This window comes from Microbacterium sp. AB (assembly GCF_032878875.1).
GTDB lineage: Bacteria > Actinomycetota > Actinomycetes > Actinomycetales > Microbacteriaceae > Microbacterium > Microbacterium betulae.
This window is the reverse complement of the sequence record NZ_CP118157.1, coordinates 3,372,608-3,394,236: the sequence shown is the minus strand read 5'-3', so window position 1 is coordinate 3,394,236 and position 21,629 is coordinate 3,372,608. Positions and strand designations below refer to the sequence as shown.

Here is a 21,629-nt window from a genome sequence, read left to right as displayed (position 1 = left end):
GCTCCTCATGCGATGGTCGCTATTCGGCGGTGGGGAACTCGGAGTCGTGCATGGCCTCGGCCACGGGCCGCCCGTCGTGCACCGCCGAGAGCATGCTCTCCTCGCGCGCGACGATGCGCTCCGCGAGGGCGACGACGCGCTCCGCCTCGGCGGCCGGGACGAAGGCGAGCCCGCTGCGGTCGGCGACGACCCAGTCGCCGGGGGCGACCTCGACGCCGCCGACGCGCACGGGCTCGTCCATGGACTTCTGCACGATGCGCCCGCGCGCGCTCACCGCCACGGCCGCGCGGGCGAAGACGGGCAGCCCCAGGTCGGCGTTCTCCTGGATGTCGCGGAACGCCCCGTCGACGACGACGCCCGCGGCGCCGTGGCTCGTCGCCGCGGCCCCCAGCAGGCCTCCCCAGCACGACACGTCGGCGCGGCCGTCGTTGGCGATCACGACGACGTCGCCGGGCTGCAGACGGTCCACGAGCCCCGCCGCGATGTGTGCCTGCGGGCCGCCCGCCTCCCGGGGGCCCGCGAGCACCGTCCGGGCGACGCCGAGGATCGCGGCGTCGGGGAGCGTGATGCCGTGGATCCCCGTCACCGCGCCCGGCAGCCCGAGCGTGTCGAGGGCATCCGAGACCGCACAGCTGTCGAGCGCCGCGAGACGGTCTCGAATGCCCGCCATCACGCGTTCGTCCAGGTGACGAAGCCGAAGGCGTTGCCGCTGCCCGCCTCGGTGCGGTAGCCGGGCTCGTAGACCACGGTGTCGACCTTCAGGCCGGCCGCGTTCGCGGCGCCGGCGACGGCGATCCAGTTCCGCAGCTCCGACGTGCCCGCCGTCATGAGGCTCGCGGGGATCGAGCGCAGATAGTCGACGTCGTGCTCCTCGAGCGCCTTGATGAAGGCCCGGTCGAGCTCCTCGTCGACGACGAAGTGGCTCAGGCCGCCGGAGGCGACGAGGCCGACGCGGACGTCCTTCGGGTAGCTCTGGATCGCCTTGCCGAGCGCCACGCCGAAGTCGTAGCTGCGGGCGGCGGAAGGAGGCGTCGGCTCCCAGAAGGTGTTGATGAAGATGGGGACGAAGGGGATCGTCGACTCCTGGCCGAGGATGCGCTGGTAGATGAAGCCCCAGCCGTGGGGGATCCCCGAGTTCTTGTAGCGCCCGGGGGGGAGCTCCTTCGACGCGGCGGTGTCGAACCCCTGCTCGAGCGTCGAGTCGATGAGGTGGGAGGCGAGGTCCGCGTCGACCGGGCGCGTGATGAGGCGGTCCGGGACGTCCCCGAGCGCCGCCTTGGCGAGCCCGGGGCTCATCGAGGCGAGGTGGTCCTCGTCGAAGGGGATGTGATCGACCGAGTCGCCCCAGTAGACGGCGAAGGGCGGCAGCAGCTCGTCGCCGAAGATCTCCTTGTGGTCGCTCGAGACGATGACCAGGACGTCGTACTCCTGCGCGGCGGCGTAGCGGCCGAGGTCGTCCAGCGCCTTCTGCGTGACGTCCCACCGCCGCTGCATCGCCTCGTCGGTGATCTCGTGCGAGAAGTCCTCCCGCGCCGCCTTGAGCGCCTCGTAGTCGTAGGTCTTCCCCTGGTACCAGAGCGCCTTGTTCTGGTGATCCGCCTTGCCGCGCTCGTGCCACTCCTCGGGGGGCGGGACCTTCAGCTGAGGACCGTGCGAGCTCCCGAAGCCGCCGACGATGTGTGCCATTGTTGTTTCCTTTCCTCGGATGCCGTCGGTCAGAGCGCGAAGATCGACTCCGCGTTGCCGTGCAGCAGGGACTCGCGCTGATCGTCGGTGAGCCATTCGATCTCGTCCACCAGCAGGTGGATGTCGTCGAACCAGCGGCCCGTCGCCGGGTCGATCTGGGACCCGGTGCCGGGCTTCTCGGTGCCGAAGAGGCACCGGTCGACGCCGACGGTCTTGAGCAGCAGCTCGATCGCGTCGCGCGTGTACAGGCAGGTGTCGAAGCGGAGCGTCCGCAGCCGGTCGAGGTACGGGGTCGCCCCGCTCCGCACGCCGCTGGGGAGGAAGCGCCCGGCCTGGTAGGGGATGGCGCCCCCGCCGTGCGTGATGATGAGCTTCAGATCGGGGAAGTCCTTCAGGACGTCTGACGAGAGCAGGCTCCAGATGGCGACCGTCTCCTCCTGGATGAAGTGCAGCGAGTACGGCTCGCGGGCCGGCGCCCGGCATCCTGCGGCGTGCACGATCGCCGGCACGTCGAGCTCGACGAGAGCCTCGTACAGCGGATACCAGAAGCGGTCGCCGAGCGCGGGAGGGACCCTGGTGCCCTCGTACGGATCGGGATTGAGCAGCGCGCCCACGAAGCCGAGCTCGGTCACCGTGCGGCGCAGCTCGGGGACCCACTGCTCGACCGTCAGATCCATCGTCTGCGGCAGCCCGGCGACGCCGCGGAACCGCCCGGGGAACAGCTCCGTGTCGCGGTGGATGACGTTGTTCACCTCCTCGGTGAACGCCTCCACGATCCGCGCGGGGCCCTCGCTGTGCATCATCTGGTACGGGCGCGGCGAGATCAGCTGGACGTCGACGCCCGCGGTGTCGAGGTGATGGAAGTGCGACACGTCGCCGAAGCTCGCGTTGGGGGCGGTGTACGCCTCGCGCAGCTGGTCGTCCGAGATCCTCGGAGGCCGGACGCCGTGGGAGCCCCGATGCGCGAGCAGGCCCGCCTTCCAGGCGTACAGCTCGCTGGGGGCCGAGACATGGCCGTGAACGTCGACGATCATGGTGCGGATGCGCTCCTTCGGAGGGTGGGGTCGTTCGGGTCTCAGTGCGACGACGGGCGGGAGATGAGGTCCCGCACCACGGCGTCGACGTCGCTGCGGTCGTAGGCGCGCAGCAGCCGGGTGCGTCCTGCTCCCGGGTCGCCGCGGTGCAGGTACTCGTACATCTCCTGACGCAGCCCGAACCCGTCGTTGACCAGCTCGGTGGCCAGGCGGAACAGCCGGGACTTCTCGGCGACGCCGATGTCGTGACCGCGCATGTACCTGTCGAGCGCCGGGCGCAGCTCGGGCGACGCGAGATCGCCCTCGGACGGCTGCATGATGAACCCGCTCGCGCCGATGCGCCGGACGATCTCGGCGACGCGGCCGGAGATCTCGGCCGACCAGAAGCCCAGGCCCTGGCTCGCCGTGGGCGCGAGGAGCCCGGTGGGCGTGGTCGTGGCGAGGGCCTCGGCGCCGGCGATCCCGAGGCGCAGGGTCTCGGCGTACGAGATGATCTCGCCCAGGTCCTCCTGGATGCCGCGGAAGCTGTCGACGCCGATCGCGTGCGCGACCTGGGCCGCGACGGACACGAACAGCCGCAGCCGCTCGTGGAAGCGGATGTGCGTCGACTGGATGCTCCACGCGTTGATGCGCGTGAGCCCCTTCGCCGCGAGGAGACCGTCGCCGAGCAGGAAGACGCGGTCCCACGGCACGAGCACGTCGTCGAAGAAGAGCATGGCGTCCTGCTCGTCGTATGACGCCGCGAGGATGTTCGCGCGATCGGGGCGTGCCAGCGGCTCGCGGCACAGGATGGTCAGCCCGGGCGCGTTCAGGGGCAGGGCGAACCACAGCACGAACTGCTCCGCCCCGCGCTGGGCGGTGACCCCGTTGAGGTACACGAGCACCTCGTTCGAGAAGGGCGCGAGCGTCGCGAGCTGCTTGGCGCCCCGGATGACGATCCCGTCGTCGTTCTCCTCGACGACGCGCAGCGCGAGGTCGGGGTCGTCGAGCGGGCTGGCGCTCCGGTCGATCTGCGGGTCGCCGAGCGCGTGCGTCAGCACCAGGTCCTGCTCCATGGCGAACGCGTGGTAGTTCTTCGCGTTCTCCCCGAAGCCCGCCCGGTTGCCCTCGAGCTCCTGGTGGTAGTCCCACAGGCCGACGACGACGTTCGCCATGAAGTCGGGCGAGCGTCCGAGCTGGCCGAGGCTCTGCCGCATCCACCACTCCGATGCGCGGAACTTCGCGCGGAGGTCCTCGGCGGTCCGGGGCAGCGCGTACGAGCGGCTGACCGGATTGCCCGTCACCGGCGAGCGGAAGGAGCTCGCGGCGAGCGCCTCCGGGTCCGCGAGGCGCTGGTCGAACAGGTCGGCGAAGAGGTCCACCGCGGGCTTGAAGGCGGCGTGCTCCGCGACGTTCGCGATCCGCTTCCCGTCGACCCAGACCTCGCGCCCGTCGTCGAGGCTCTCCCGGAAGCGGTCTCCGGTCTGAAGTCCTTGTGCCGTGGTGGTCTGCAGCGCCATGGTGCTCCTTGCGTGACATCGTCGTCGCGCGGCCGCGAGTGCGGCGGCGCTTCTCGTGTTCGAGGCTAGATTCGGGCGTCGGGCGGATCATCGGCCAGCTGAGCGAAGCTCGCCGGAGGCAGTCAGACACGGTGTCGGAGTGCGTTATCCTGATCGACGAGCGGGCAAGGGCGCCGGCTCGAAGGAGGCAGACACCCGAATGAACTTCGACGGCCGTGTGCAGGAGTTGGCGGAACGGATCGGACGACCGGTCATCGTCTTCGATCACGACTTCAACGTCGTGGCGTTCAGCGTGCACGAGGGGGAGATCGACCGCGCCCGGCTGTCGATGATCCTCTCGCACAGGGGATCGACGAGGGCGACGGAGATGATCAGGGAGCACGGCGTCGAGCGCGCGGACGGCGCCGTCCTGATCCCGGTGATCGGCGACTCGCCCCCGCGGGTGGTGGCCGCGCTGCGCTATCAGGGCCGTCTCACGGGGTACGTCTCCTATGTCCCCCGCGACGACGAGCCGGCGGAGGGACGCGACGCCCCCGACATCCAGGCGCTCCGCGCGGAGCTCGGCGCGAACCTCGCCGCGCGCGCGGCCGCCGAGCGCGAGGGGTCCGACCGCGTCCTCCGGCTCGCGACGGGGCTCCTCCACGGAGACGCCCGCGAACGTCAGTCGGCCGCGGAGGAGCTGCTGCAGGCGGGGCTGATCTCGTCGTCGACCGTCTACGCGGCGATGGTGTTCCTCGTCGGCGACGAGGACGACCGCAGCGCCGCCATGTCGCGCCTCGTCGTCGACCGTGCGCTCGCCCGGATCTCGTCGATCACCTCTCGCACGTCCATCGGCACGGTGATCGACGGCGAGGGAGTGCTCGTCATCCCGCACGAGGTCAACCCGCAACGGCTGGAGAGCCTCATCGCCGGCCTGTCCTTCCCCGGCGCGAGGGGGGCCGGCGGCTCGCCGCGCGCGAGCCTCGTCGACGTCCACGAGTCCCGTCGGGAGGCGCAGATCGCGATCCGCGCGACGGCCTACGCCCCGCAGCGCTACGGCGCGACCGCGATCTGGGACGGGCTGGGGGTCGATCGTCTCCTGCTGCAGCTGCCCCTGGACCGCCTGACGATGCAGGACATGCCCGACGGGGTCCGGAGGCTGCTGGCCGTGTCGAGCGGGGCCGATCTGGCGTCGACGCTGGAGTCGTACCTCGACAACGGCGCCGACGCGCAGCGCACCGCGCGCATGCTGCACATCCACCGGAGCACCCTCTACTACCGGCTGGACCGGATCCGGACGATCGTCGACGCCGATCTGTCGGACGGGGTCGTCCGTCACGAGCTCCACACGGCGCTCCGCGTGGCGACGCTCGCCGGGATCCGGTAGGCCGTCGGACGCGCACCGGGTCCGGCCTCCCCCCCCCCGGAGCCGGGCCCGGCGGTCAGGACACCGTCAGCATGACCTTGAGCGCCTCGCCGCTGCTCATCGCCTCGTATCCCGCTGCGACGTCCGAGAGCGGCAGCGTCCGGTCCACGAGGGGCGACACGTCGAGGCCGCCGGCGAACGTGTCGTTGACGAGCTGCCAGAGGTAGCGACGCACGGGCGCGACGCCCCCGGCGAGCGTCGTCTGGTTGTCGAAGACGCGCATCGGCGGCAGCCGGTCCACGCCGTGCGGCACGCCGACGAAGCCCATCGACCCGCCGGGGCGGACGAGGCCGAGCGCGCTGTCGAACGCGGCCTCGAGGCCGACGCACTCGACGACGCGGTCCGCGAGGGCGCCGCCGTTGAGCGAGCGCAGCCGCTCCGCGGCGCTCTCGTCGCGGTCGACGCGCACCGTCTCGACGCCGTACCGGGCGGCGACCGACAGGCGGGCCTCCTGCTCGCCGAAGAGGATCACGCGCGCGGCGTCCCGTCTGACGGACGCGATGGCGGCCGAGATGCCCACGGCGCCGTCGCCGACGACGGCGACCACGTCGCCGCTGCCGACGCCCGCGAGCGAGGCGCCGTGCGTGCCCGTGGCGAAGACGTCCGTGAGCGGGATCAGCTTGCGGGCCAGCTCCCGGTCGATGGCGTCGGCCTCCCAGGGCAGCTTCACGAGGGTGGCCTCGGCGTAGGGCACGCGGATGCGCTCCGCCTGAGCGCCGGGGACCTCCTTGCCCCACCGGCCCGCGTTCGCGCAGTGGGGCTGGAGCCCCCGTCTGCACTCGACGCACGTGCCGTCCGCGTACATGAACGGGGCGATGACGCCGTCCCCCGGGGCGAGGGAGCGGACGGCGCCCCCGACCTCCCGCACCCGTCCGATGAACTCGTGGCCGGTGCTCCCGGCCGGCCGGTCGAGAAGGCCGCGATATCCCCAGAGGTCGGATCCGCAGATGCCGGCGTAGGAGATGTCCACGACGACGTCTCGCGGGTCCACGATGACGGGGTCGTCCACCTCGCGCACGTCGATCTCGCCGGTCCCGCGGAACCACGCGCTCAGCACGGCAGGGCCCTCGCGCGCCGGCTCATCCCGCGCCCTGGAGGGACTTGATCTCGAAGTACTCCTCGAGCCCGTACCGGCCGTACTCGCGGCCCAGGCCCGACTGGCCGTAGCCGCCGAACGGCGCGCGGAGGTTCAGCGGCTGTCCGTTGAGGACGACCTGTCCGGTGCGGAGCCGCCGGGCGAGGGCGACCGCGCGGTCGCGGTCCGTCGACCACACGCCGCCGGAGAGGCCGTAGGGGACGGAGTTCGCGATCCGGACGGCCTCGTCCTCGGTGTCGTACGGCAGGATCGACAGCACGGGGCCGAAGATCTCCTCCTGCGCGATCGTCATGTCGCCGGTGACGTCGGAGAAGATCGTCGGAGAGACGAACGCTCCCGTGGCGATGGGCGGCGTCGGGCCTCCGAGGACGAGTCGGGCGCCCTCGGCGATGCCCGAGTCGATGAAGCCCAGGACGCTGCGCTGCTGGTCGGGGGACGCGACGGGCCCGAGCTTCGCCGACGGGTCGGACGGCTGACCCACGGTCCACGCCGTCGCGGCCTCCGCGGCGCGCCGCTCCACCTCGTCCAGCAGGGAGCGGGGGACCAGCAGGCGGCTCAGCGCCGCGCACGCCTGGCCGGTGTTCGCGTAGCACTGCTTGACCGCGGCGGGGACGGCGACCGCGAGATCCGCGTCGTCGAGCAGGATGTTCGCGCTCTTGCCGCCGAGCTCCAGGGTCACCTTCTTCAGCCCCGTGGCCGCGAGCTCCGCGATCCGCCTGCCCGCCTGCGTCGAGCCCGTGAAGCTGACCATGTCGACGTCGGGGTGCGCGACGATGCGCTCGCCGACCACCCGCCCCGCGCCGCCGACGAGGTTGAACACGCCGGCGGGCAGCCCCGCCTCGGCGAAGATCTCGGCGAGCGCATAGGCGCTCAGCGGTGCGACCTCGCTGGGCTTGAGGACGACGGTGCAGCCGGCGGCCAGCGCCGGCGCCACCTTCGCGGAGATCTGATGCAGGGGGAAGTTCCACGGCGTGATCGCGCCGACGACCCCGACCGGCTCGCGCACGACGAGCGTGGACCCGATCGTCTCCTCGCCCTCGGCGAGGATCTCCTCCATCGCCCGCGCCGCGGCGTCGAAGTTGTTCACCGCCATCGTCACGTGGGCGCCGCGCGAGAACGTCCGCGGCGCCCCCATCTCGGCGCTGATGAGATCCGCGAGCTCGTCGTTGCGCGCACGCAGGGCGTCCCTGACCCGGTCGAGGACGGCGATCCGCTCCGTGGGCGGCGTCGCCGCCCACGGCTCGAAAGCCGCTCTCGCCGCGGCGACCGCGGCGTCCACGTCCTCCGCGGTCCCCCGGGGCGTCCGCCCGACGAGCTCGCCCGTCGCCGGGTCGCGGACCTCCGTGACGCCGCCCGCCGCCGGGGCGGTCCACTCGCCGCCGATGTAGAACGCTTTCCGTTCGATCATTCTCGTCTCCTCGATCTCCTTGTGGCCGCCGCGCTCGGCTCAGCGCGCCTCGACGGTGACGGGGGCGGGCGTGAGGGACAGCCCCGGCAGCGTCCCGGCCTTCCTCCAGCTGTCGAGCACCCCGAAGTAGGCCGTCGCCCCCAGGCCGTAGGGGCCGTTCTGGACGGCGACGAGGGACGGCTTGCCCTCGTTGTTGTAGTACCCGGGCGTGCACTCCTCCTGGAAGGCCAGGTTCTGCGCCCCCACGGTGTTGTTGGTGACGACGTCGATGATCTCCTGGACCCAGGCCTCCTCGGCCTCCGCGGTGACCTCGATCGTCTTCGCCGAGTCCCGGTTCGCCGCGCCGATGATGTAGCCGATGTGCGCCGACTCCTCGGCCAGCGTATGGGCGAAGTTGGCGGTCATCGCCGCCTGCGACAGGCTGTTGATGAAGAAGTAGTTGGGGAAGTTGTGGACGGCGAGCCCGTGGAGCGAGCGGAAGCCGTCCTTCCAGTGGTCGTCCAGCGTCATCCCGCCGCGACCGCGAATGTCGAACCCGGTGCGGGAGCGGAAGCTCGTCCCGACCTCGAACCCGGTCGCGAAGACGATGCAGTCGACCTCGTAGTGCTCGCCGTCCACCCACAGCCCGGTCTCGTCGATGCGGTCGACACCGCGCCCGTCCGTGTCGACGAGGGTCACGTTGTCCCGGTTGAACACCTCGAGGTACCCGTCGTGGAAGCAGGGGCGCTTGCAGAAGAAGTCGTACCACGGCTTGAGCGCCTCCGCGACCCGCGGATCCTTGACGACCTGGTCGACGCGCGACCGCGTCTCCTCCATCTTCAGGTAGTTGGCCAGCTGGTGCGGTGCGACGTCGCGATGCGCCGCGGCGTCGGCCGCGTCGAAGAACGACTGCGTCCAGCTGTCGTTCACCAGGTCGACCTCGACGGGGATGCCCTCGAACGCCTTGGTGAAGTTCTCCACGCGCTCCTTCTGCCAGCCCTTCGGCAGGCCCTCGAACCACTCCGGGTCCGTCGGACGGTCGGCCCTGACGTGGATCGACGACGGCGTCCGCTGGAAGACGAACAGGTGCTCGGCGCCTTCGGCGAGGTGCGGGATCAGCTGGACGGCCGTCGCCCCCGTGCCGATCACGGCCACGCGCTTGTCGGCCAGCCCGCTCAGCCCGCCCGTCTGGTCGCCGCCCGTGTACTCGTAGTCCCAGCGGCTGCTGTGTATCATGTGCCCCCGATACGAGGCGATGCCCGGGATCCCGGGCAGCTTCGGCTTGGACAGCGACCCCGTGGCGGTGATCAGGTAGCGGGCCCGGATCACGTCGTCCCGGTCGGTCCGCACGGTGTAGGTCTCGCTCTTCTCGTCCCACACCGCCTCGGTCACCGCCGTCTGGAACAGAGCGTCGCGGTAGAGGTCGAACCTCCGGGCGATCTTCTTCGTGTGCTCCCAGATCTCCGGCGCGGTGGCGTACTTGTGCGACGGCGCCCCTCCCACCTCCTCGATCAGCGGCAGATAGATGTAGCTCTCGACGTCGCATGCGGCGCCGGGGTAGCGGTTCCAGTACCACGTCCCGCCGATGTCGCCGCCGCGCTCGATGATCCTGATCCTCTCCAGGCCGGCCCGGCGGAGCTCCGCCCCCACGAGGAGACCGCCGTATCCGCCGCCCACGATCACGGCGTCGACGGCGTCGGCGACGGGCTCGCGCGAGAACCCGGGCTCGACGTACGGATCGAAGTCCAGGTCGGAGAACTCCCCCTCGAGCTTCTGGTACTGCCGGTTCCCGTCCGCGCGGATGCGCTTGGCGCGCTCCGCCCGGTACCTCGCCCGCAGCCGGGCCGGGTCGAACCTCGGCTGCGTGCCGTCGTCGGGCTGATCGGTGTTCTTCTCGGCCATGTCTACCTCCATTGGTTCATGTGCTCTGTCTGTGCGGGACGCCGCCTCGGCGCGGCTGCGGCGAGCGGTCTTCCGGACGTCGATCCCATCGGGTGTCACCCGTCGTGCGGTGCGCTCGTTCCGTCCAGCGACTCGTAGAACGCGGCGCGGATGTCCTCGCCCAACGGAAACCTCTGGCCCAGGTACTGGGACAGGACGACACCCGTGATGTCGTTCTTCGGATCCAACCAGAAATACGTGGTCCCGGCGCCCTCCCAACCCGCCTCGCCCTGCACGGAGGAGAACGGGGAGTCGCTCGGGCGCACGAGGACCCGGCCGCCGAGACCGAACCCGTAGCCGTGGTACTTGGGGAGCCCGGCGATGGAGATGGGGGTCTGGGCCGGGGCGAGCCGATCGGTCCACAGCGCCTCGACGCCCGCCTTCGAGAGAAGGCGCTCTCCCCGCGGATCGCGGCCGCCGATGAGGAAGCGGGCGAGCTTGACGTAGTCGGGCAGGGTGGAGAACAGCCCGAGACCGCCGCGGGCGTAATCCGGATCGTCCGCCGGGTAGAGCATCGGCGGCGGGGCGTAGCCGAGACTGCCGGCGCCGGGGTCGCCGGGCTCCGTGAACATCGGGAGGATGCGGCCGCGCTCGGACTCGGGGACGAAGTAGCCGGTGTCCGTCGTCCCCAGCGGCGCGAACAGGCGCTCCTCCAGCACGGCCGCCAGCGGCTTGCCCTCGACGACGGCGACGATGTGCCCGAGCACGTCCAGCGAGTGCGAGTAGTGCCAGACCGTGCCGGGGTCGGCGAAGAGGGGCACGCCGGCGAGGCTCTTCACGAGGTCCTCGAGGCTGTGCTCGTCCTGGAACCGGACCCTCTCGGCGTAGAGGCCCGAGACCGGGGTCTGCTGCCAGTTGTAGCTGAGACCCGACCGGTGCGTGAAGAGATGCTCGACGAGCAGGGGCGTCCTGGCCGGTCGCGTCGTGCCGTCCGCCTCCCGCACCTGCGGGTCGCCGAACTCCGGCACGTGTCGTGCGACGGGATCCGACAGGCGCAGTCTGCCCTCGTCGACCAGCATCACCGCGACGGCTGCGACGAGGGGCTTCGTCATCGAGTAGATCCGGTAGATCGGGACGTCGGGCAGCGCCACGCCCTCGAGCGGATCCGCGAGCCCGGCCCGGCCCGCGGACAGCACCTCGCCGCCCCGCTCGATGTGCCATTCGATGCCGGCGTAGTCGCCGCGTGCGACGTACGCCTCCGCGCGCTCGCCGACTCGTTCGGGATGGTGGCTGATGCCGACGCTGCTCACGTGCGTGCCCCTTCCTGCCGGGTTCGGCGACGAACCCGTGTAGACGACGGACGCGTACGCTGGCTGCGACGCCGTCGAGCGCACCTCGTGCGGGACGGCCATCGTCCGTTCGGACTTCCACGATAAGTACCGATCCTGTCGCGGCTCCTCCGGCTGAAGTACGAAGATCGACGAGCCGGATCCGACATGGCGTCGGACGGCGCGGTCGGGCCGGCCCCGATCCGCGCGGCGGGGGACCGTCGGCGTCCTCGACACCGTGTCCGATGCCCGCGGACGACTTTCGATCAGCGCGCACGCTCCGGCGGGGGCTCGGCGGGGCTATCGTTCCCTGAGCAGGCGCCGGAACGCTCGCGACGGAGAGGTCGTCGGGCACGTCCGCGCCCCGCCCGGCGGCGCGCAGGCGCCGACGCCCTGAACACACGTTGGAGTGCCGATCAGCCATGAAGACCATCGCAGCCGTGCTCGAAGCCGCAGGACAGGACTGGGAGGTCGCCGAGCTCGATCTCGACGGCCCCGGGGAGAACGAGCTTCTCATCGAGTTCGTCGCCTCCGGCATCTGCCACTCCGACGAGAGCGTGCGGAACGGGTCGATCAGCTCCCGGATGCGGTTCCCGATCGTCGGCGGGCACGAGGGCGCGGGCATCGTCCGCGACGTCGGCCGCGGCGTCCGGGGGATCCGGGAGGGCGACCACGTGGTCTGCGCGTTCCGCCCCAGCTGCGGCCGGTGCGAGTACTGCGCCGCGGGCAAGAGCTACCTGTGCGACGAGAGCGCGAACTCGCTGACCGGGACGCTCCCGGGGGGCGGGTTCCGCTTCCACCGCGGCGGCGTCGACTACGGCGCGAACAGCATGCTCGGGACGTTCTCGCGGTTCTCGGTCGTGTCGGACGCCTCGTGCATCGTCGTCGACGACGACATCCCCCTGGAGACCCTCGCCGTCCTCGGATGCGCCGTCCCGACGGGCTGGGGCGCGGCCGTGAACGCGGCCAGGGTCGCCCCCGGCGACGTCGTCGTCGTGATCGGCGCCGGCGGCGTGGGGCTGAACGCCTGTCAGGGAGCCCTGCACGCCGGCGCGGCCGAGATCGTCGTCGTCGACCCCGTCGAGGCGAAGGTCGCGGCCGCACCGCTCTTCGGCGCGACATCGGGGTTCACGACGACCGAGGAGGCGCTCGCGCACGTGTCGTCCCTGCGCCAGGGCGGCGCGGACCACGTCATCCTGTCCGCCGGCGTCCCGGGTCTCGCCGAGGCGGGGCAGGCGATGCTGCGCAAGGGCGGCGTGCTGACGATCGCGGCGCTCGGCTCGCCGTCGCGCTTCCGGCTGGATCTCCCCCTCGCGCCGTTCGTTATGCAGAACCAGACGATCCGCGGCAGCACGATCGGCACGTCCAACGTGCGCTCCGACATCCACCGGCTCATCGAGCTGTACCGGAGTGGGCGTCTCAAGCTGGACGAGCTGGTGACGCGCACGTACCGGATCGACGAGATCGACGCGGGGTTCGACGACATGCTCGCGGGGCGCAACCTCCGCGGGCTGATCCTCCACGGCGACGGCTGAGAGGGCGGAGGGCCCCGCCGGACCGTCGTCGCCGAGCGCGGTCCGCCGGAGCCCCGCGACACGACGGCGGGCCGCGCCTCCCTCTCAGCGGGTGGGAACGGGCACGCGGACCGCCTCCGTCGCGTACGGCCTGCGCTGGCCCGACTCGTCGTCGACGACGAGCGCCCGATGGGGGTTCACGTCGAAGGAGATGCCCTCCCCCTGCGCGGGAGCGGGCCGGTTCCTGCCGTCGAGCTCGCTGCGCCCGATGCGCACCCGGATCGGAGTCCCCTGCGCGTCGACGAGGAGGTTGTAGCCGTTGCCGACGAAGGTGCTCCTCGTGATCGTGCCGTCGACCCGGCCGAGGCCGGTCGACCCCGGCTGCGACAGGCGCACATGGTCCGAGCGGAAGGCCACGGACACCTCGGCTCCGAGCGGAGGCGGGGTCTCGGTGTAGGCCCCGACCACGATCTCGCTGTCGTGGAGCCGCACGTCCGCGCGGTCGTCTCCGATGCCCACGACCGATCCGCGCACGATGTTCTGGAACCCCATGAAGTCCGCGACATAGGCCGAGCGGGGGCGGTCGTAGACCTCCTGCGGCGTCCCCTGCTGCTCGATCACGCCGTGGTTCATCACGATGATCCGGTCGGAGAGGGTGATCGCCTCCTCCTGATCGTGCGTGACGTACACGGACGTCGTCTCGAACTGGTTGTGCAGCGCGCGCACCTGCTGGCCCATCTGGTAGCGGAGCTTCGTGTCCAGGTTCGACAGCGGCTCGTCGTAGAACACGATCCCGGGACGCGCGGCGAGCGCCCGGGCGAGCGACACGCGCTGCTGCTGGCCGCCCGACAGCGCCGTGACGGGACGCTGCTCGTAGGGCGCGAGGTCGACCGCCTCGAGCATCTCGCGGATGCGCGATCGGCGATCCGCGCGCCCGACCCCCGCCACCTTGAGGGGGTAGGCGACGTTCTCCGCGACGTTCATGTGCGGCCACAGCGCATAGCTCTGGAACACCATGCCGACGTGGCGCTTGTCCGGCGGGACGAAGACCCCGCCCTCGGTGTCGACGACCACGCGCCCGCCCAGGGAGATCGTGCCGCCGCTGGGCCGCTCCAGGCCGGCGAGGCACCTCAGCGTCGTCGTCTTCCCGCAGCCGCTGGGCCCGAGGAGGGTCACGAACTCGCCCGACGCGACGGAGAGGTCGAGGCTGCGCAGCGCAGGCTTGTCGCCGTAGTGCTTCGTGAGTCCGGAGACGAGTACATCTGTCATTGTGCGAATCCTTCGTGTGTCGGGCGCTACTGGAACAAACGGTCGATGACGGCGAAGTACGGCGCGTTGAACTCCGGGTCGGTGTTCGTCGCGGGCAGGCGGTCGAGCTCGTCGAGCGGCGGCGCGCCGAACGGGCCGGGCGAACCCGGGACCAGGCCGTAGCCGTTGTCCACCTCGGCGAGCACCTGCTGGCCCTCCGGGGAGAAGAGCCAGTTCACGTAGAGCAGAGCCGCGTCGGCGTGGGGGGCGTCCTTCACCACGCACAGACCCGAGCTGCTCAGGAAGTTGCCGCCGTCGTCGAGCGGGAACACCATCTCGATCGGGGCGCCCTTGGCCTTCTGCGCCTGGTAGTAGCCGCTGAACACGCCGACCCCGACGGGGAACCGCCCGGACGCCACGTCCGCGGGCACGGTCGGCTCGTTCTGCGAGATGTTCACGTCCTGCGCCGCGAGCTGTGCGAGGTACTCCTCGCCCCAGGCGTCCGCCGACTCCGGCACGAGCAGCGCGGTGAGCACGTAGCGCAGGCCGCCGATGACCGTCGGATCGCCCATGACCAGCTGCCCCTTCCACTTCGGGTCGAGGAGGTCCTCCCAGGAACGCGGCGCATCCTCCTCGGCCACGAGCTCGGTGTTGTAGACGAAGCTGAAGAAGCGCATGTTGTACGAGAGGACGAGGTCGTCGCTGGAGTACGGGAGCTCGACGCCGTCCGGCGCCGTCCGGACGTCGGCCTTCGTGCAGACGTCCGGGATCTCGGCGATCCGCGTGGCCGACGCGATGCCGCCGCCGTACAGATCGGCCAGCCGGTTGCCGCTCTCCGCCTCGACCTGAAGCTTCGTGAGGGTCTGCGAGTCCGCCGCGTCCTGCGGAACGATGGTGATGCCGGGGAAGCGCTCGGAGAACTTCTCGAACATGCCCGTCGAGGTGCTCTGCGATGCGCCGTAGAGCACGACCTCGGTCGCTCCCGACTCCACCGCGTCCCGATACAGCTCGTTCATGAACTCGTTGCCCTCGGCCGTCGCCCCCGGGACCTCGACGGGCGAGCCCGAGCCGACGGTCGCCGACCCGCCCGCGCAGCCGGCGAGGACGAGCGCCGCGGCGACGGCGATCGGAACGCAGGCTCGTCGCCCGTGTGCGGTTCGCATGTTCCCGCCTTCCCGACGGCTCCGCAGCGGGGACATCATCCGAAGATCCGGTCGAGGACCGGCGCGTACTCGGCGTTGACCGCGGGGTCCTCGCCGTCCGGGATGTGCTCGAAGCTGCTGGGCAGCGGCAGGTCGCCCGTGTACTCGAGCAGGTGCGCGTAGGAGTTGGGGTCGTCCTGCAGCGCGGCCTGACCGTCTTCGCTGAAGAGCCAGTTCAGGAAGACCAGGGCGGCGTCGGCGTTCGGGGAGTCCGTGACGGTGCACAGGCCGGAGCTCCCGAAGTACGTCCCGCCGTTGTCGAAGGGGAACACGGCCGCGATCGGCGCGTCCTTCGCCTTCTGGGCCGCGTAGAAGCCGCTGTACACCCCGACCCCGACGGGGAACCGCCCGGACGCGATGTCGGCGGGGACGGTCGGCTCGCTCTCGGCGATGTTGAGGTCCTGCGCCGCGAGCTGCTCCAGGTACTCCTCGCCCCACGTGTCCGCGGTCTCCGGCACGAGCAGCTGGGTGAGGACGTGACGGACCCCGCCCGTGACCGTGGGGTCGCCGATCAGCAGCTGGCCCTTCCACTTCGGGTCCAGGAGGTCCTCCCACGACTTCGGCGCCTCCTCCTCCGACACCAGATCGGTGTTGTAGACGAAGGTGAACGCCGTGTACCGGTAGTAGAGCAGGGCCGTCTCGTCGTAGGAGATGAGCTCGTCCCCGGCCGTGCGGATGTCGGGGACGGTGCAGATGTCCGGCTCGTCGCGGACGAGCTGCACGACGCTCGAGCTGCCTCCCGTGTACAGGTCCGCGATCCGCGATCCGCTCTCGGCCTCCACCTGGAGCTTCGTGAAGGTCTGCGAGTCCGGCGCGTCCTGGGGGACGATCGAGAGCTCGGGGAAGGTCTCGGTGAACGCCGTGAACAGCGCGGCGTCGGTGCTCGGAGCCGGTCCGTAGACCACGATGTCGGTCTTCCCGGAGTCGATCGCGCTCCGGTAGAGCTCGTTCACGTAGTCGTTCGTCTCGGCGGAGGCGCCGGTCAGCTCGACCGGCGTCGCCTCGGACGCCGGCGCGCCGGAGCCGCAGCCCGCCAGCGCGACGATCGTGCTCGCGGTGATGACGGCCGCGGCCCCCACTCGGTCTCGTGCTGTGAACATCGTTGTTCCTCTCTGGGTGAAGCGCTGGTGCGTGATTGTCAGACGGGTTCTCGGGTGATCTCCGTCGAGGGGACGACCTGCGTCGCGATCGCGTCCTTGCGTCGCCTCCGCAGCCGGGCGAGGGCCATGGCGGTCCCGGCGAGGGCGAGGACGACGACCGCCCCCACGAGGATGATCATGAACAGCGCGGCGCCGGACGCGAGGTCGCCCAGCAGGAAGAGCTGGAACGCGGTCTGCGCCACCGGCTGGACCCCGGGCGGGGCGAGCAGCGTGGGGATCGCGAGGTTGCCCGAGATGAACAGCGCGGCGAGGAACCATCCGGCCGCGAAGCTGGGGATGACCAGGCGCAGCACGATCGTCCCGAGCACGCGGAGCGGTCCCGCTCCCGAGATCTTGCCCGCCTCCTCGAGCTCCGGCGAGAGCTGGGCCAGCGCTCCCTCGACGATGCGGCTGCAGAGCGGGATCGTCCCGATGACGAGGACCGCCGTCATGAGGATGGAGGTGCCGTAGAGCCCCGACAGGCCGGGGATCGTCAACACCGTGAAGAGGTAGGCGAGCGCGAGCACGATGCCGGGCAACGCCCACGGCACCCACATCGCGAACGACGTGTAGCTCTTGAGGAAGCCGCGGCGTCGCAGGACGACGTAGGCCGTGAGCAGCGCGACGGCCGTCGCGATGAAGCCGCCGCCGATCGAGACGTACGCCGTGAGCGCGAGGCTCGAGCTGAGCATGGGGTCGCTGAGCACGTGCGCATAGTTGTCGAGGCTGAGGCTGCCCCAGACGCCGAAGATCGACTGCAGCGACCCGAGGACCATCGCGCTCAGGGGGAGGACGAGGTTCAGGACGATGAACAGGACGATGACGGCCGTGAAGACCCAGCGGATCGGGCCGAACTGCTGCGGCTCGCGCCGCGACGTCTTGCCGGTGAGCGTCGTGAAGGTGCGGCCGCGCAGAAGCCAACGCTGCACGAGGAACAGCACGATCACGAGCGCGATCACGATGAGCGCGAGCGCGAACGCGGCGGAGTACATGCTCGGGACCTCGTCGCGGATGTAGCGGTAGATCTGCGTCGAGAAGACGTAGATGCCCGCGGGCCGCCCGAGCAGCTGCGGCCCCTCGAAGGCCTGGAACACGAGGACCATGATGAGCGTCGCGGCGCCGGTGATGGCCGGCGCGACGGAGGGCACGGTCACCGTGAAGAAGGTGCGCAGCGTGCTCGCGCCGCCGATGCTCGCGGCCTCGTCGAGGGACTGGTCCCGGTTGAGGAAGGCGCCGCGCATGAGCAGATAGGCGAACGGCACGAAGCCCAGCGACATGGTGAGGAACAGCCCGCCCCAGGACTGGATGTCGATGAGCGAGCCCGGGAACCCGAGGAGTCGCGCGAACTGGTTGATGAGGCCGTTCTGGGCGTTGCCCAGCATGATCCACCCGAACGTGTAGAACAGCGGCGGCACGAACAGGTTGACGACCATGAGCGGCGTCAGCCAGCGACGCAGCGGGACGTTCGTGCTCGTCGCGATCCATGCGAAGAGGCCGCCCGCGATCGTCGAGATCGAACCGCAGACGACGACGAGGATGAGCGAGTTCAGCAGGGTGCGCCAGGTCGCCCCGGCGGTGAACGCCTGGACGAGTCCGTCGACCGTGAAGGGCAGGCCCTGCGAGGGCAGCCCGTCCCGGAAGGCCCCGATGACGATCATCGAGACCGGGACGACGAACACGAAGCCGAGGGCGAGGACGAACACCGTCCACAGGGTCTTGCCGGTCACGGTGCGCGCGATCGACCTTGCACGGTCCGCGACGAATTCGGAACTGCTCAACCGCCCCATCCTTTCAGCCGGCAGGGCCGTCTGCCCGCACGGAGGAGCGGGAAGGACTGCCTTGTCCATTACTGCTTCATGCTACGAACGGCGAGAATCGCGCATCTCCACCAGCAGTTCAGCTTTCCCCCGACATGATCCGACACGGCGTCGCAACCGGTGCGGGCCCGTCCCGGCGATCGCGCCGCCCGGCGGCTCACGGCCGGGGGTCACGGCCGGAGGACGACCTTGAGGCAGCCGTCCTCGTGCCCGGCGAACATCGAGAACGCCCGGTCGAACTCCTTCAGCTCCATGACGTGGGTGACGAAGGGCGCGACGTCGATCCGTCCTCGTTCCATGAGGCCGAGGATCCGCGCCATGTTGCGCTGCGGGGTCATGCCCACCTTGATGGTCTGGCTCGCCAGCTGCGCGGCCTGGAGGTCGATGCCGAACGAGCCCGGGTGGGGCACCCCGACGATCGAGAGGATCCCGCCCTTGGTGATGCTCTTGCTGGCGCGGTCCACGGTCACCTCGATGCCGACGCAGTCGGCGGCCGCGTCGACGCCGCTGAGGAAGGGATGGCCTCCGTCGGTCGCCCTCCTGATCTCCTCGACCGGATCGACGTGGCCCGAGTTGATCACGTCGGTCGCCCCCATCGCCAGGCCCAGCTCCAGCCGGCTGTCGAGGATGTCGACGAGGAAGATCCGGGCCGGGCTGCGCAGGGCCGCGGACTGGACGGCGCTCAGGCCGATCGGACCGGCGCCGAAGACGGCGATGGTCTGCCCGGGCTGCAGCTCGCACTGCTCGACCGCGAAGAACCCGGTGCCGAAGACGTCGCCGGCGAGGACCGCGTGCTCGTCGGGGATGCCGTCGGGGATCGGGATGCACGACGTGTCGGCGTTGATGACGCGGGTGTACTCCGAGAGTCCGCCCGCGAGGTCGCCCCAGCCCTTCCCGCTGCCGAACAGCGCGCCGTGGGGGCACCAGCTCTCCTGCCCCCTCCGGCACATCGAGCACGCGCCGCACCAGGCGTAGGGGGCGACGGCGACGCGATCGCCCCTCTTCAGCGTGCGCACCCCGCCGCCGACCTCGTCGACGACGCCGACGAACTCGTGGCCCAGCCGGATGGGCTCCTCGATGGGCAGGAACCCGTCCGCGTAGTGCACGTCGCTCGTGCAGATGGCCGTGGCGGTGACCCTGACGATGACGTCCGTGTCCTTCTCGATCACGGGCCGGGGGACGTCCTCCAGCCCGATGTCGTGCGGACCCCTCAGCACGGCTGCCTGCATCTTCCTGCTCCTGTTCGTGGGCGTACGTACGTATTCTCTCCGCTGCCGGCGATGCCCGGATCGACCGGGAGCCGACGACGGCTATCGGCCGACCTCGCCGGACAGCCGCGCGATCTGCGCGAGCACGACGGGGCGGGCGGCGAGCCAGGCGGCGGCGATCACGACGAGCGACGCGGAGAAGATCCAGAACCCTGTCCAGTTCACCGCATCCTGGCCGCCGTACATGTGGTTGAGGTTGCGCAGCGCGCCGGTGGCGAGCACCAGGGAGACGTGGACGACGATGAAGACGACGAAGTAGAGCATCACGGGGAAGTGGATCGCGCGTGCGAGCTCCACGGGATAGAGCCGGGTGAGCCGTCGCGCCGTCGAAGGCCACAGACCGGACATCCGGATGCCGGTGACGGCGGCCAGCGGAGCGGCGACGAAGATCGTCGTGAAGTAGGCCAGGACCTGGAGCGCGTTGTAGTTGACCCAGCCGTTCTCGGTCGGCCAGTCCAGGGAGAGGTACTGCAGGAGCGCGGATGCCGCGTTCGGGAGGATCTCCCAGCTGGTGGGCACGACGCGCATCCACTGCCCGGTGGCGAACAGCAGCACGACGAAGACCACGCCGTTGACGACCCACAGCAGGTCGAGCGACTGATGGAACCACAGCGTGAGGCTGATCCTCCGCGTGCCGTCCTTCGGCCGGCGGGGGCTCCAGTACGCGGCGGGGCGTCTCTCGGTGCGCACCTGCCAGCCGCTGCGGACGATCAGCACCATCAGGAAGGCGTTCATGAAGTGCTGCCATCCCAGCCATCCCGGGATGCCGACGGGCGCTCCCTCGGGCAGGGGCGCGTGGCCGGGATAGGCCGCCACGAAGTCCCGCAGCGGCTCCAGCGTCAGCAGCCACCGTGCGACGAGCACGGCGGCTGACGCCGCGACCAGCAGCCCGATCACGCCGGCGGTCGCACGCGCGGCGCGCCGCGGCGGAAGGCGACGGGACGGCGGGCCGGCGGCCGGCGCGGGCGTCCCCCCGGCGCTCGCGGCCGGGGCGTCGGTGCGATCCGCGACGGGCTCATCGGCGCCGGGCGCCGGCCGCCCCGCTCCGGGGCCCGGACCGACCGCGCCTCCCGGGTCGCGGGGGAGGCCCCGCCTGATCGGTCGCGGAGGCCGCTCCTGCTCGGACAACGGCCTCAGCCCCTCCGCGACTCGAGCGCTCGGATCAGCTGCGGCACGACCGCGAACACGTCGCCCACGACGCCCAGGTCGGCGATGTCGAAGATCGGCGCGTCGGCGTCCTTGTCGATCGCCACGATCGTCTTCGAGGTCTGCATGCCGGCGCGGTGCTGGATCGCACCGGAGATGCCGAGCGCGACGTACAGCTGCGGCGAGACCGACACGCCCGTCTGGCCGACCTGGTGGCTCTGCGGGACGAAGCCCGCGTCGACGGCCGCTCGCGAGGCGCCCACCGCGGCCCCGAGCGCGTCGGCGAGCTCTTCGACCAGCGCGAAGCCCTCGGACGATCCGAGCCCTCTGCCTCCCGAGACCACGGCGGCGGCCCCGCGCAGCTCGGGCCGGGACGACGGCGCCTCCGCCGCCGTGAAGCCGGTGACCGTCGCCGCGGGGGCATCGGTCGACGCCACGTCCAGCGCCGTGACGACGGGGGTGGTGGCCGTGGCGCGCGCGTCGACCGCGCCCTCGCGCACCGTGATGATCGGCGTGCCGAAGGTGACGGCCGAGTCGACGTCGTAGTCGCCGCCGTACACGGAATGCCGCACGACGATCCCCTCCTCGTCGCGGTCGACGCCGATCGCGTCGACGGCGAGCGCGCTGCGCGTGCGCACGGCGAGTCGTCCGGCGGCGTCCCGCCCCTCGACGGAGTTCGAGATCAGCACCGCGGCCGGCCGCACGGCGTCCATCGCCGCGGCCAGCGCGTCCACGAGCGGACGGGTGAGCACGGCGTCGGCGTGCGGCGTCTCCACGGCGAGCACGTGGGGCGCGCCCAGGCGGCCGGCGGCCTCCGCAGCGGCCTGCGCGGAGCCGGGCGCGGTCACCACGAGCGCGACGGGGGTGCCCACGAGGCCGGCCGCGCCCAGCAGGGCGGGCACGCTCCTGGCGAGCCCGCCCGCGGGGTCCGCCTCGGCGAGCACGAGGATCGCATCCGTCGGGAGATCGGTCATGGTCC

The 21,629-nt window shown here is 71.2% G+C and carries 17 protein-coding genes; 2 read left to right on the top strand and 15 right to left on the bottom strand.

What is annotated here, in order from left to right; all coding sequences use genetic code 11:
* Positions 1–19: 19 nt before the first annotated feature.
* Genes N8K70_RS15975 through N8K70_RS15960 form a run of 4 tightly spaced genes read right to left on the bottom strand, consistent with a single transcriptional unit; the run spans position 20 to position 4,219 of the window.
* Positions 20–670, bottom strand: coding sequence for an RraA family protein (locus tag N8K70_RS15975; protein ID WP_317139342.1), 651 nt, complete (start codon positions 668–670; stop codon positions 20–22).
* Positions 670–1,686, bottom strand: coding sequence for a DODA-type extradiol aromatic ring-opening family dioxygenase (locus N8K70_RS15970; RefSeq protein ID WP_317139341.1), 1,017 nt, complete (start codon positions 1,684–1,686; stop codon positions 670–672). Before N8K70_RS15970 ends, N8K70_RS15975 begins: the two co-directional genes overlap by 1 nt.
* Before the next feature lie 29 nt (positions 1,687–1,715).
* On the bottom strand, positions 1,716–2,720 hold the full coding sequence (locus N8K70_RS15965) for an amidohydrolase family protein (protein WP_317139340.1): 1,005 nt from the start codon (positions 2,718–2,720) through the stop codon (positions 1,716–1,718).
* A gap of 41 nt (positions 2,721–2,761) precedes the next feature.
* Positions 2,762–4,219: a 4-hydroxyphenylacetate 3-hydroxylase family protein gene (locus N8K70_RS15960; RefSeq protein ID WP_317139339.1), complete on the bottom strand. Its 1,458-nt coding sequence runs from the start codon at positions 4,217–4,219 to the stop codon at positions 2,762–2,764.
* Between the two features lie 199 nt (positions 4,220–4,418).
* On the opposite strand from N8K70_RS15960, the gene N8K70_RS15955 reads away from it, so the two are divergent.
* Positions 4,419–5,585 (top strand): PucR family transcriptional regulator, encoded by a 1,167-nt coding sequence (locus N8K70_RS15955; protein WP_317139338.1) that lies wholly within the window; start codon positions 4,419–4,421, stop codon positions 5,583–5,585.
* A 55-nt stretch (positions 5,586–5,640) separates the two neighbouring features.
* On the opposite strand, the gene N8K70_RS15950 is transcribed toward N8K70_RS15955, so the two are convergent.
* The 4 genes from N8K70_RS15950 to N8K70_RS15935 form a co-directional block, all read right to left on the bottom strand.
* On the bottom strand, positions 5,641–6,681 hold the full coding sequence (locus N8K70_RS15950; protein WP_317139337.1) for an alcohol dehydrogenase catalytic domain-containing protein: 1,041 nt from the start codon (positions 6,679–6,681) through the stop codon (positions 5,641–5,643).
* A gap of 22 nt (positions 6,682–6,703) precedes the next feature.
* Positions 6,704–8,128 carry an aldehyde dehydrogenase family protein gene (locus N8K70_RS15945; RefSeq protein WP_317139336.1) on the bottom strand — a complete coding sequence of 475 codons (1,425 nt, stop codon included), beginning with the start codon at positions 8,126–8,128 and terminating at the stop codon, positions 6,704–6,706.
* A 39-nt stretch (positions 8,129–8,167) separates the two neighbouring features.
* Complete coding sequence (locus N8K70_RS15940; RefSeq protein ID WP_317139335.1) at positions 8,168–10,009, bottom strand: flavin-containing monooxygenase; 1,842 nt, start codon at positions 10,007–10,009, stop codon at positions 8,168–8,170.
* Between the two features lie 95 nt (positions 10,010–10,104).
* Positions 10,105–11,400: a serine hydrolase domain-containing protein gene (locus N8K70_RS15935; RefSeq protein ID WP_317139334.1), complete on the bottom strand. Its 1,296-nt coding sequence runs from the start codon at positions 11,398–11,400 to the stop codon at positions 10,105–10,107.
* Positions 11,401–11,738: 338 nt separating this feature from the next.
* Between N8K70_RS15935 and N8K70_RS15930 the strand changes: the two genes are divergently transcribed.
* Entirely contained in the window at positions 11,739–12,851 is a 1,113-nt protein-coding gene (locus N8K70_RS15930) for an alcohol dehydrogenase catalytic domain-containing protein (RefSeq protein WP_317139333.1), read from the top strand.
* Positions 12,852–12,935: 84 nt separating this feature from the next.
* On the opposite strand, the gene N8K70_RS15925 is transcribed toward N8K70_RS15930, so the two are convergent.
* The 7 genes from N8K70_RS15925 to N8K70_RS15895 all read right to left on the bottom strand — a co-directional run bounded on the left by N8K70_RS15925 (position 12,936) and on the right by N8K70_RS15895 (position 21,624).
* Positions 12,936–14,099, bottom strand: a complete 1,164-nt coding sequence (locus N8K70_RS15925) for an ABC transporter ATP-binding protein (protein WP_317139332.1) — start codon at positions 14,097–14,099, stop codon at positions 12,936–12,938.
* Positions 14,100–14,125: 26 nt separating this feature from the next.
* Entirely contained in the window at positions 14,126–15,241 is a 1,116-nt protein-coding gene (locus N8K70_RS15920; RefSeq protein WP_317139331.1) for an ABC transporter substrate-binding protein, read from the bottom strand.
* Between the two features lie 35 nt (positions 15,242–15,276).
* The gene (locus N8K70_RS15915) at positions 15,277–16,380 is read right to left on the bottom strand and encodes an ABC transporter substrate-binding protein (protein ID WP_317139330.1); all 1,104 of its coding nucleotides are present in this window, start codon (positions 16,378–16,380) and stop codon (positions 15,277–15,279) included.
* A gap of 38 nt (positions 16,381–16,418) precedes the next feature.
* Complete coding sequence (locus tag N8K70_RS15910; protein ID WP_317139329.1) at positions 16,419–18,197, bottom strand: ABC transporter permease; 1,779 nt, start codon at positions 18,195–18,197, stop codon at positions 16,419–16,421.
* A gap of 209 nt (positions 18,198–18,406) precedes the next feature.
* On the bottom strand, positions 18,407–19,465 hold the full coding sequence (locus tag N8K70_RS15905; RefSeq protein ID WP_317139328.1) for a zinc-dependent alcohol dehydrogenase: 1,059 nt from the start codon (positions 19,463–19,465) through the stop codon (positions 18,407–18,409).
* An 81-nt stretch (positions 19,466–19,546) separates the two neighbouring features.
* On the bottom strand, positions 19,547–20,401 hold the full coding sequence (locus tag N8K70_RS15900) for a cytochrome b/b6 domain-containing protein (RefSeq protein ID WP_317139327.1): 855 nt from the start codon (positions 20,399–20,401) through the stop codon (positions 19,547–19,549).
* Positions 20,402–20,637: 236 nt separating this feature from the next.
* The gene (locus N8K70_RS15895) at positions 20,638–21,624 is read right to left on the bottom strand and encodes an electron transfer flavoprotein subunit alpha/FixB family protein (RefSeq protein WP_317139326.1); all 987 of its coding nucleotides are present in this window, start codon (positions 21,622–21,624) and stop codon (positions 20,638–20,640) included.
* Positions 21,625–21,629: the final 5 nt, after the last annotated feature.